The organism is Siphonobacter sp., from assembly GCF_048595215.1.
In the GTDB taxonomy this organism is placed as follows: domain Bacteria; phylum Bacteroidota; class Bacteroidia; order Cytophagales; family Spirosomataceae; genus Siphonobacter.
In genome coordinates this window covers 1-9,177 of record NZ_JBMDWJ010000212.1, presented here as the reverse complement: position 1 = coordinate 9,177, position 9,177 = coordinate 1, and the positions used below count along the sequence as shown (strand labels likewise).

The window sequence follows — 9,177 nt, the reverse complement described above, 5'->3', positions numbered from 1 at the left end:
CAAACTCGCCCGTTGCAATGGGCTGACCCAACTCTTTTTCCAGCTGAACAATCATTTTTTCGTACAAAGGAATGGCGACTTCCGGACGGGCGGCGTCGATATAACTCGGACGATTGCCTTTTTTCGTACTGGCCAATAACGTAAACTGACTGATGAGCAGAATATTTCCCTGTACCGCTTTCAGGTCGAGGTTCATTTTGCCCTCTTCATCGCCGAAAATTCGCATGCCCACAATCTTACGGGCCAGCCATTCAAGGTCTTCCTCCGTATCGGTATGGGTGATGCCCAGTAAAATCAGTAACCCCTGAGCAATTTCTCCGTTGATGCGGGAATCAATCGTGACGGAAGCCTGAGAAACGCGTTGAAGAACGGCAATCATGAAAATAGTACGTTTTTAATAGAAGCAGTGGACGATACTTACCAGTAATGATACAGCAAATAGGCAATGCCGAAATACACGCTGTACCCCAGAAAATCATTCGCCGTAGTAATAAAAGGTCCCGAAGCTACGGAAGGATTAATCCCGTAACGGTTAAGAATAATCGGTGTAACCGTTCCCGTAAACGAAGACAGCAGTACCACTGCCATCAGCGAAATGGATACGACCATCGAAAGCTTAAGGGAGTGCGATAGAATCAGATAGGTAATGAGAAAGACAAAGGCCGCAATCAATACGCCCTTCAAAACGGCAACCGTCAGAATTTTGAGCATACGCGGCCAGAATTCACCGCTCAGGGCCGATTTATCACTCAGAATCTGAACCATGAACGAGGAGGACTGAATACCTACGTTTCCACCCGTTGAACCAATGATGGGAATGAATAAAGCCAAGGCCGGTACCATCATTAGCAGATCATGCTCGAAAATCCCCAGAAACTTGGCCGCCAGCAAACTACCGATCATGCCGATACCCAGCCAGGGTAAACGCGAACGCGTAATCTTCCAGACGGAATCGTCCTCTTCGACTTCTTCGGAAACCCCCGTAATGGCGGCGATGTCTTCCTGAGCCTGTTCCGTAATCACGTCCACGACGTCATCAATGGTGATTTGCCCCAGCAGACGTTTCTGTACGTTTACGACGGGCAGAGCATCCAAATCGTACCGGGACATTAGTTCAGCGACGTCTTCGGCAGCGTCGTACGTAGAAGCATAAATGACATCATCGTCGTAAATTTGCTCAATCTTACTGCCCCGTTTAGCTAGAATAATATCTTTCAGGGAAACAATGCCTAATAGGATCTGATCGTCATCCACTACGTAGACGGTGTACACCTTTTCCACGTCTTCCGCCTGCCGACGAATTTCCTCAACGCATTCGGTTACCGTTTGGCGTACGTTAATTTTCACCAGCTCTTTCTGCATCAGACCGCCCGCCGTATCGGGTTCGTAGGGCAGCAGATCGAGGATAAAGCGGGCCTGTTCGCGGTCTTCAATCAGGGCAATGACTTCTTCCCGAATCCGTACGGGCTGTTCCTTGAGCAAATCCACCGCATCGTCCGAATCCAGAATATTCACGTAACGGGCAATCTCGGCCGAGTCAAAGTACTTCAAAAGCTCCCGACGGGAATCCGAATCGTATTCAGCCAGAATTTCGGCTCCGGTTTCGGTGTCCAGTAACGTAAGGATATAATGAGCTTCCGGGCCTTCCAGCTCGTCGAGTAAAACGGAAATATCAGCGGCAAAGAGGTCACGCAGTTCCAGTCGGATGGTCGATTCATCGCGAAGCTCCACGGCCTGGCTTAGTCGTTCTACGTACTCTTTGGTAAGCTCAAAAGCCATACAATCAGATCCAAAAGACGAATAAAAGCGGAAAGCTAGGCCTTTTTAGCCCGTTCGATGGTTTGCGTAATGTCGACAAACTCAGCCACGCCCAGCTGTTCAGCCCGTTTCTCAAGCAGCGGGTGATCAAAGATCACGCCAATGGGTTTGAGAGCGTTTCGCAGGGTTTTACGACGCTGGTTAAAGGCCGTTTTGACTACGTTGAAAAACAGCTTCTCATCGCAGTCGAGCTGGGTTACGGCATTACGTTGCAGACGAATAACGCCTGATTGTACTTTTGGTGGCGGATCGAAGGCTCCCGGCGGTACCGTGAAGTGGTACTTGATGTCGTAGAAAGCCTGAAGCAATACGCTCAGGATGCCGTAATCACGGCTACCCGGCGGCGAAGCAATGCGTTGAGCCACTTCCTTTTGCAGCATACAAACTACTTCCGGAATCTGATTACGGTATTCGAGTACGCGGAAAAAAATCTGGCTGGAGATGTTGTACGGAAAATTTCCAATCAATCCAAAAGACTCAGTAGAGAACGTCTGCAGATCCCAACGCAGAAAATCGTAATTGTGGACGCGGGGGGAAAGGTCCGGAAAATGTTCGTGCAAATAATCCACCGATTCTCGGTCAATTTCCACCACGTGTACTTCAAATTGGGGTTTACGCAACAGAAACTGCGTAAGTACACCCATCCCGGGACCAATTTCGAGTACGGTCCGGTAATTCTGGTATCCCGACAGCAAATCAGCAATCCGCTCGCAAGCGTGTAAATCGCGGAGAAAATGTTGTCCTAAGTGCTTTTTTGCTTTTACTTTCATTCAAAAGGCAGTTAACCGCCCGTAGGGCTCAGGGCTCGCTCGGGCGTCTTTGTATTCAGGTAGTGACTATTCCGAAAACGCTTTCCATTTTTCGGAAGGTCGGGCAAATCGGCTGAATCAATGGCTCAAAATTACCCTGATTTTTTGTAGTTTTATCGAAAAAAGCACGTTATAATCCGTAAACGCGATGGCATCCTCGGCGTATGTGGCTTATTACGAATCGCCGCTGGGCTGGATGGAACTAGGTTCCTCGGCAGAAGCTCTGCAGGTGGTTCGCTTCGTTCCTGAAAAGGGACGTCAGGTTTTTACGAGCCTACTGGGTGAAACGCAGCAGCAGTTAACCGAATATTTTTCGGGTAAACGCCGGGATTTTGACCTGCCCCTACAATGGACGGGTACGGCGTTTCAGCAAACGGTGTGGCAACGCCTGCGGGAATTACCTTACGCCGAGACGGTTTCTTACATCAACCTGGCCCGCGAAATTGGGGATGAAAAAGCAACGCGGGCCGTTGCGGCGGCAAATGCCAAAAATCAGATTGCTCTCATCGTACCCTGCCACCGCGTAATCGGTACGGACGGCAAGCCCGTAGGGTACGCCTGGGAAATCTGGCGGAAACGCTGGCTGTTGCAACACGAGCAACAGCATTCGGGCACGGGACAGCTCTGGCTATTTTAATAGGGAAAGAATTGATTTTTGACCGCTACGTCGGTACGAAAGTCCAAGGCATCGATACATAATGAGTAAAACCTTGAGTACGGAAGCGGGACCCTCGCTTCGCCAAACCTCGCCGGGATTGCCGTTGAGTTCGGCTTCCTCGGAGTTACAGGATTTGATCCGAAATACGACGGATTTGATTCAGATGATTGATTTACAGGGTCGTTTTCTGTACGTCAACAAAGCCTGGAAAGACACGATCGGCTATCGTTCCGCCGAGTTGAATCAGATGAATTTACGGGATGTCATTCACCCGGAATTCATGGAAGAAACGCTCAGTAAGTTTGAACGCGTCAAAAACGGCGAACAGATTCCGGATTTTGAAGCGGTATACCGGCGTAAAGACGGCCGGCGGGTGTACCTGTCGGGATCGGTCAACTGCCGGTATGACGAACAGGGGAAACCGATTGTATTTCGGTGCATCTTCCACGACGCGACGGCCAAAAACCGAGCGGAGAATGCCCAGAATCTGTACTACCAGATTGCCAACTCCACGCTGAGTACGCGAAGTCTGGATGATTTGTATCATTTCATCCACGAAGAATTGGGGAAGGTCATTGATACCAAGAACTTCTTCATTTCGCTGTACGATCCAACCAAAAGTTACCTGTACTTCCCGTATTACGTCGATGAATATTTCAACAAGAATATTCGGTTTACGAAGCGGAAACTGGGTAACGGACTTACCGAATACGCCATTGTGGCCAATCGGCCCCTGATGCTTACAGAAAACGAAATCCTGGATCTGGCCCGACAACGGGTGTTGTACATCTACGGCGAAATTCCGAAGGTCATGTTGTGCGTACCGCTACGGATTGGTGACCGGATTACGGGAATTATCGGGGTAAAATCCTACGAGCGGGCCAACAAGTACGACATCCGGGATTTGGAGCTGCTCGAATTTATTTCGGGTCAGGTAGCCGTCGCCATTGAACGCAAACAGGCGGAGGCCGAGCTGGGAAAACAAACGGCCCGGTTACACGCCATCTTCGAATCGTCGAGTCACCTGATGTGGACGGTCAATCGCCGCTTGCAGTTGACTTCGTTCAATGACAATTACATGAAGCTGATTCAGAGTCAGCTCAATATGCCTCCGCAGGTCAACGTAACGACCGACCAGTTTGCCTGGCGACTGATGGATTCTTCCAACCGAAAGATCATGGAAGAAAAGTATAAAATTGCTTTTCGGGGTAAAGCCGAGTCGTACGAAGTGCACATGGAACATATCCGGCACGGCGACGACATCTGGCTGGAAGTATACCTAAATCCCATTCTGCTGGCCGATGGCACGATTGAGGAAGTAGCGGGCATTGCCCGAGATATTACGCCCCTGAAACGTTCCGCCCGCGAATTGCTCAAAGCGAAGGAAGAAGCCGAACGTTCCCTGAAAGTAAAAGAGCGTTTTCTGGCAAATATGTCGCACGAAATCCGTACACCCATGAACGGGGTGATCGGAATGATTGACCTGCTCAGTACGACCAGACTGGAAGAGGAGCAGCGGGAATACGTGCATACGATTAAGAAATCCTCGGAAACGCTGCTGAATATTCTGAACGACATTCTGGATTTGTCCAAAATCGAAGCCGGAAAAATGGTACTACACGAAGCACCGTTTGAGTTCCGTAGCGTCTTCGACAAATTAATCAGTTTGTTCGGACAAACAGCCAAAAACCGGAATAATACGCTTACGTACGAGCTGGGAGCGGATCTGCCGCAGTATATCATCGCCGATGAAACCCGGTTGCTGCAGATTCTTTCCAACCTGACTTCCAACGCCCTCAAGTTTACGGAACAGGGCTCCGTGAAGGTGCGGGTCATGAATCTGACTACCCACGGTAAGTGGCACAAAATACGCGTGGAGGTCGAGGATAGCGGGATTGGTATTTCGGAGGACGGTCTGAAACAGCTTTTCGGAGCTTTCCAGCAATTAGACAATACAACCCGCAAATCCTTCGGTGGTACGGGCCTTGGGCTGGCGATTTCCCGGGAGTTATCCCGCCTGATGAAAGGGGAGATGGGAGTCGAATCGGAAGTGGGGCAGGGCAGTACGTTCTGGTTCACCGTGGAACTCAAGGAAACGATGATTGCTCCCTTGCAGGAGAAAAAATACGCCGACGAATTTCAAATTGTCGGGTATCTGGCCAAAGAACAGCCGCATATTCTACTGGTGGATGATAACGCCGTGAACCGTAAAGTGGCGAGCGAAATCCTACTGAAAGCGGGCTGTCGGGTAGAAACGGCCGATTCTGGCCGGAAAGCCATTCAACTGGTGGAACAAACAATTGGGACAGATCCGTACAGCTTGATTTTGATGGATATTCAGATGCCGGATATGGATGGTCTGGAAACGACGCAGGCTTTACGGAAGCAGTTTGCCGAAGCACTGCCACCCATTCTGGCGATGACGGCCTATTCAATGAAGGAAGACCGGGAACGTTTTCTGAGTCAGGGCATGAACGATTACGTATCCAAACCCATTCGGGCTGAAATTCTGGTGCTCAAGGTAAAAGAATGGGTAGATCGGGTTGGAATCGAAAAAGCGAAAACGAATGCCGCTACTGCAGTGCCCGAACCCCTAGTGCCTAAACCGCCTGTTACGAATGAGCTCAGTGACTTATACGATTTTGGCGTAGTGAATCAACTGGCCGAACTGGCGGGTAAGGAAATGGTCGAACAGGTATTTGCGGAATTCGAACAGGAAGCAACGGAACAGATTGCCGCTGCTAAGGAAGGCTTTGCGAGTGAAGATTTTCAAATGGTCGAATCCAACCTCCATACGCTGAAAGGCAACGCCGGAACCTTGGGGATTACACGGCTGCATGAAGTCGTAAAAACGCTGGAGCTGAAAACCAAGGTGGGTAACTTCAGCACGTTCACAACGGAGTTCCCGCCCATTGAAACCGAGTTTACTCACTTTAAAGAAACATACGCCCAGGTGTTACAAGGTCTGAAGTGATTGGCTACTCAAAAAAGTGTAAACGTGATTGAGCCATTCAAAGATGATCCTGCTTGCTGTAGTACATAACCTACGGGGTGATTCAATAAAAAAGGCATTAGCTGATTAGCTAACGCCTTTTTTATTGAATGCTTTATTCCGAACTAACTACGAATTCGCTTGGCTACGTAGGCCCACATCCGCGAAGGAATGGAAAGAACCCACACGAGTATATTGAATACAAGATAGAAAGCCGCAATAATCGGATACGCCAGAATGAAAATGATATTAAACACAATGGCACCGGGAGTTACGTATTTCGAACGTTCGGGTCTTTTGATCATACACGTGAGTTTAGAATATGTGTAGTAACGACAAAATTTTGAAAAGGTTCCATCAATGGCCTTGTTTTCAATGGTTCCGAAGAACGAATAAGTTGTAAAGAGGTAGCTTATTGTATTGAAACTAAATCCTGAAAACTACTGCACGGCCAGGTAACTAACTTCAGCCCGAATTCGGCGATCTGTAGGCATGAGTTTCTCGAAAGCCCGGGCCGAAAGCCGAACCACTACGCGATCCGCCAGACCCGTATCGGGCAGTTTACCAATCACTTTTACAATTACACTTTGATTATTGGCTTCGTTCCGTACGGTCAGCATGGTTCCTATGGGAGCGGACCGGTGCAGGGCCAGGTATTTTCCCGTCTTATCCTGGGCGTCAATCAATTCGCACAAACCCATCTCTACTACTTTCTTCGCTCCGGTACCAGCATTCGGCACGGGCTCGTTTTCCGTGCGAACGGGCGTCAGTACTTCGGCTTCGGGCTTGGGTACTGTTACGGGTTTCGTAGGAGTAGCTTCGGGCTTTGCCTTCGTTGAATCGGGTTTTTTCGGTTCTTCTTTTTTTGGCTCTTCGGGCTTGCGGGGTTCTTCGCGTGCTTCCGGTTTCGTAATCATTACGGGAGCTTTGGCTACCTCGGGCTTGTCTTTGGTAGGCTCGGGTTTGCGGGGCTCTTCCGGCTTACGAACTTCGGGTTTAGTAGCGGGTGCCACTTCCGTTTTTGTAGGTTCGCTTACGTACAAAACCTGATCCAGTTTGACCGTACCATCCGCCGACAGGTTGTTCCAGCGTTTGAGGTCGGCCGTACCTACGTCGTATTTGCGGGCAATACTGAATAGCGTCTGACCCGGTTCAACCTTATGCGTTTTACCGGAAGTAGAGGATACGACAGTCGGTTCTTCGCGACGCTTCCAGTTGCGGGGAATGTATACCGTTTCTTGCGAACGCAGATTACCGGAAAAATCCGGGTTGACGGCCTTAAACTCGTCGAGCGTGACGTTGTATTTTTTTAATAAACTATACAGCGTTTGTCCCGACGTTACTTTATAAACAATCAGGGTTTTACCGTTTTTCCATTCGGTACCAATGGAGTCGACAGGGGTAGTAAGGGCTGAGCTGTCTAGCGAAATCAGACCAAAAAATCCAAGGAAGAAACAATTAAGATACCGCATGCCAGCAGAGATAAACTTGGTCTTTAATGAATACGAGTTGGTTACGCCAGACGATAAAGGTGGTATGACCCAGGCCTTCACCGATCTGAAGCGACTCGCGAAAGAGTACGTTCCCAGCTTTACTAACGACCAAAAGATCATTTTTTAGCTTTTCGGATTCGTAAAAATAGTAAGAAAAAATGATCGAATCCTGAAATTCGAGGTAATCGCACGCACCGATGGCTTGTTGACCCGTCAGATGCCGAATAAGTTTTTGTAACGCAAACAGGTGTGAACTGCCCTCGGCGTAGTGAGCCGGAAAACGAGCCGTTTCTTCCTTAGTATCATTCGGAAAGATAGCTACGGGCTGGCCCGTTCGCAAGTCCAGAAACTGCTCTTCTGCAGCCGAAATTTTCACCCGAAGCGTTGAACCTAAGGTTTCCAGCCAAACGGTTTCAGTACTCGACCAGAGTTGTTGCCCCGTACGAGCGTCGAAGGCTTCGAGGTGAGTAGGTTTCGGTACGCTGGGTTCTCCGAAGGCATGAAGGAGAAAAATTCCCTGAAAGCATCCCAGTACGTTCGTCCACCAGGGAATTTCAATGCGTACTAAAGCTACTAAATTGGAAAAATCTTCATTCTGTACCTGCAAAGCCTGTACAAAAGCGGTTTTACGATCCGCATCCCGCAGTTCAATACCAAGCATGGGTTGCGAAGAATCCGGTAGAATTTTATAAATGGAATGCTCAACGTTCAGAGAAGTCATACGACTTGGAATAAAAATTTTGATTTTACAATCTTATGGTTTTGCCATCCGTTACAGAAGTAGGGTAAAAAATGAGTCACCTTACCTATCTTGCTGGTAAATCACCAACTGTCTTTTGTTTTTCTTTCAACTGATTATAAATCTTCGATTATACGTATGCAAAAGTATTCCATCCTGTGGGCCGACGACGAAATTGATCTCCTTAAACCATATATTCTTTTCCTTACCCAGAAAGGGTACGAGGTAACCCCCGTCAATTCCGGAGCGGATGCGTTAGAGCAATTGGAAAACAATACCTTCGATGTTGTCTTTCTGGATGAAATGATGCCGGGTCTGACGGGTCTCGAGACCCTTGCTCAGTTAAAGCAGCAGTGGCCGAACCTGCCCGTGGTGATGATTACAAAGTCTGAGGAAGAGCACATCATGGAAGGGGCGATCGGATCTAAAATTGCCGATTACTTGATTAAACCGCTCAATCCCAATCAAATTCTGCTTTCCGTTCGTAAAATTCTGGAATCGAGAAGATTGGTGGAAGAAAAAACCAATCTGAGCTACCAGCAGGAGTTTCGGCAGCTTTCCATGCAGTATCAGGACCGGATCGGTCACGAAGAATGGGCCGATATCTACAAAAAGCTCGTGTACTGGGAACTGGAAATTGACGCTACGCCCAATAAGAGCATGGAGGA

9 protein-coding genes are annotated in these 9,177 nt (G+C 48.6%); 3 read left to right on the top strand and 6 right to left on the bottom strand.

What is annotated here, in order from left to right; all coding sequences use genetic code 11:
- The 3 genes from dtd to rsmA form a co-directional block, all read right to left on the bottom strand.
- On the bottom strand, positions 1-379 hold a 379-nt coding region (dtd, locus tag ACOJTG_RS13055), incomplete at its 3' end, for a D-aminoacyl-tRNA deacylase (RefSeq protein ID WP_420154223.1).
- 38 nt (positions 380-417) lie between these two features.
- The gene (gene mgtE, locus ACOJTG_RS13050; protein WP_420154222.1) at positions 418-1,779 is read right to left on the bottom strand and encodes a magnesium transporter; all 1,362 of its coding nucleotides are present in this window, start codon (positions 1,777-1,779) and stop codon (positions 418-420) included.
- A 35-nt stretch (positions 1,780-1,814) separates the two neighbouring features.
- Positions 1,815-2,588: a 16S rRNA (adenine(1518)-N(6)/adenine(1519)-N(6))-dimethyltransferase RsmA gene (gene rsmA / locus ACOJTG_RS13045; RefSeq protein ID WP_420154221.1), complete on the bottom strand. Its 774-nt coding sequence runs from the start codon at positions 2,586-2,588 to the stop codon at positions 1,815-1,817.
- Positions 2,589-2,775: 187 nt separating this feature from the next.
- On the opposite strand from rsmA, the gene ACOJTG_RS13040 reads away from it, so the two are divergent.
- Positions 2,776-3,264, top strand: coding sequence for a methylated-DNA--[protein]-cysteine S-methyltransferase (locus tag ACOJTG_RS13040; RefSeq protein WP_420154220.1), 489 nt, complete (start codon positions 2,776-2,778; stop codon positions 3,262-3,264).
- Between the two features lie 61 nt (positions 3,265-3,325).
- On the top strand, positions 3,326-6,259 hold the full coding sequence (locus tag ACOJTG_RS13035; protein ID WP_420154219.1) for a PAS domain S-box protein: 2,934 nt from the start codon (positions 3,326-3,328) through the stop codon (positions 6,257-6,259).
- A 143-nt stretch (positions 6,260-6,402) separates the two neighbouring features.
- Here ACOJTG_RS13035 and ACOJTG_RS13030 read toward each other — a convergent pair whose 3' ends face one another.
- The 3 genes from ACOJTG_RS13030 to ACOJTG_RS13020 all read right to left on the bottom strand — a co-directional run bounded on the left by ACOJTG_RS13030 (position 6,403) and on the right by ACOJTG_RS13020 (position 8,491).
- Complete coding sequence (locus ACOJTG_RS13030) at positions 6,403-6,582, bottom strand: hypothetical protein (RefSeq protein WP_094814610.1); 180 nt, start codon at positions 6,580-6,582, stop codon at positions 6,403-6,405.
- Positions 6,583-6,717: 135 nt separating this feature from the next.
- A complete protein-coding gene (locus tag ACOJTG_RS13025) occupies positions 6,718-7,749 on the bottom strand; it encodes a LysM peptidoglycan-binding domain-containing protein (RefSeq protein WP_420154218.1) in 1,032 nt (343 codons plus the stop codon).
- Positions 7,736-8,491: a DUF4905 domain-containing protein gene (locus ACOJTG_RS13020; RefSeq protein WP_420154217.1), complete on the bottom strand. Its 756-nt coding sequence runs from the start codon at positions 8,489-8,491 to the stop codon at positions 7,736-7,738. Before ACOJTG_RS13020 ends, ACOJTG_RS13025 begins: the two co-directional genes overlap by 14 nt.
- Positions 8,492-8,647: 156 nt before the next feature.
- Between ACOJTG_RS13020 and ACOJTG_RS13015 the strand changes: the two genes are divergently transcribed.
- Positions 8,648-9,177: response regulator (locus ACOJTG_RS13015; RefSeq protein WP_420154216.1), on the top strand; the 530-nt coding region annotated here is incomplete at its 3' end.

What these genes read in the sequence shown, in the direction of transcription:
- mgtE (WP_420154222.1), bottom strand. Translation starts at nt 1,779, where the DNA reads ATGGCTTTTGAGCTTACCAAAGAGTACGTAGAACGACTAAGCCAGGCC.
- rsmA (WP_420154221.1), bottom strand. Translation starts at nt 2,588, where the DNA reads ATGAAAGTAAAAGCAAAAAAGCACTTAGGACAACATTTTCTCCGCGAT.
- ACOJTG_RS13040 (WP_420154220.1), top strand. Translation starts at nt 2,776, where the DNA reads ATGGCATCCTCGGCGTATGTGGCTTATTACGAATCGCCGCTGGGCTGG.
- ACOJTG_RS13035 (WP_420154219.1), top strand. Translation starts at nt 3,326, where the DNA reads ATGAGTAAAACCTTGAGTACGGAAGCGGGACCCTCGCTTCGCCAAACC.
- ACOJTG_RS13030 (WP_094814610.1), bottom strand. Translation starts at nt 6,582, where the DNA reads ATGATCAAAAGACCCGAACGTTCGAAATACGTAACTCCCGGTGCCATT.
- ACOJTG_RS13025 (WP_420154218.1), bottom strand. Translation starts at nt 7,749, where the DNA reads ATGCGGTATCTTAATTGTTTCTTCCTTGGATTTTTTGGTCTGATTTCG.
- ACOJTG_RS13020 (WP_420154217.1), bottom strand. Translation starts at nt 8,491, where the DNA reads ATGACTTCTCTGAACGTTGAGCATTCCATTTATAAAATTCTACCGGAT.